General features: G+C 75.1%; 1 protein-coding gene. It reads right to left on the bottom strand.

The window, feature by feature from the left end; all coding sequences use genetic code 11:
- Positions 1–478: 478 nt before the first annotated feature.
- Positions 479–1,293 (bottom strand): alpha/beta hydrolase (locus ABZ641_RS37915; protein ID WP_359989167.1); only part of this gene is annotated, 815 nt, incomplete at its 5' end.

The raw sequence follows: 1,293 nt of genomic DNA, 5'->3' as shown, positions 1-1,293 counted from the left end.
CCAGCACCGGGGCACGCCGGGTCCTGGAACTCACCGACACCGCAGAGCTGTTCCCCGTCTACGCCACCGCCGAGGAAGCCGCCCGGCACCGCGAGGAACCGCCGGGCACCGGCCGGTAACCACGCCGGACGCGCCGGACGGGGAACAGTCGACCGGCGCGAACGGCGCCCACGGGACTCTGCCGCGCCCGCGCGCCCCGCAGCTGCCCGCGACCCACGTGAAGCCGCGCGGCCGGGGTGCGCCGACCTGCGGAAATACCCACCGATTGCACAAGCGATCCGCGCAGTCGGGCAAGGCCGGGAGGTCTCACGGCGCCGAGCGGCAAAGGCCCCTCGGCGCCTTGATCACCGCCTGTCGGACGGGTCACCCGTGCGGGCCAGGGCCACCGTGGCGGGCACCGGCAGCGACCTCGCCCAACCTCGACTGCGCGACCGAGGAGGCGGCGCCCACCCGACCGCCCCGGTCACCAAGGTCCGTGTCAGTGGACCGGTTCGAGACGGTCGGCGCCCGGGTGCCCGGCGCTCACATGGGCGGCGAGGAAGCGGGCGGCGCGGTCGAGTGCGGCGTCCGCCTCGTCGAGGCGGCCGTAGTGGTGCTGGTAGACGTGGGGAAGGCCGGGGCCGATTTCGAGCGTGACCTCGACGTTGTCGGCGCCCGCGCGGCCGGCCAGCCGGACCGCGTCGTCGAGGAGCACCTCGTTCGCCCCGACCTGCACGAGGAGCGGGGGGAGTCCGGTGAGGTCGGCGAACACCGGACTGGCCAGGGGATGCGCCCTGTCGCCTGCGCCGACGTAGAGATCGGCGTAGTCGCGCACGTCGGCCTCGGTGAAGATGGGGTCGGCGCCCTCCTTGGAGCTGATGCTTCCTCCGGAGAGGGTGAGGTCGGCCCAGGGGGAGAAGACGACCACGGCGGCCGGCTGCGGCAGCCCGGCCTCCCGGGCGGCGAGCAGCGTGGCGATGCTCAGTCCGCCACCGGCGGAGTCACCGGCCATGACGAGGTCCCGCGGGTCGGTGCCCGAAGCCAGCAGTTCGCGGTAGGCCGCGAGCCCGTCGTCGACGGCCGCGGGGAAGGGGTGCTCGGGCGCCAGCCGGTAGTCCACCGACGTCGCACGCAGCCCGGCTCGGCGGGCCAGTTCACCGGCCAGCCCTGCGTGGGTGTCCGGTGAGCCGATGACGTAGCCGCCGCCGTGCAGGTAGAGCAGTCGGCCGTGGCCGGAGGCTTCGGCCGGCTCCAGCTCCAGGGCCGGCCGGCCGCCCAGGACGGTCCTGCGGGTGACCACGCCCTCCGGAGCGG

It is taken from the genome of Kitasatospora sp. NPDC007106 (genome assembly GCF_040634455.1).
Lineage (GTDB): Bacteria > Actinomycetota > Actinomycetes > Streptomycetales > Streptomycetaceae > Kitasatospora > Kitasatospora arboriphila.
The sequence above is the reverse complement of the archived record's forward strand: the minus strand, read 5'-3'. Positions and strand labels throughout refer to the sequence as shown.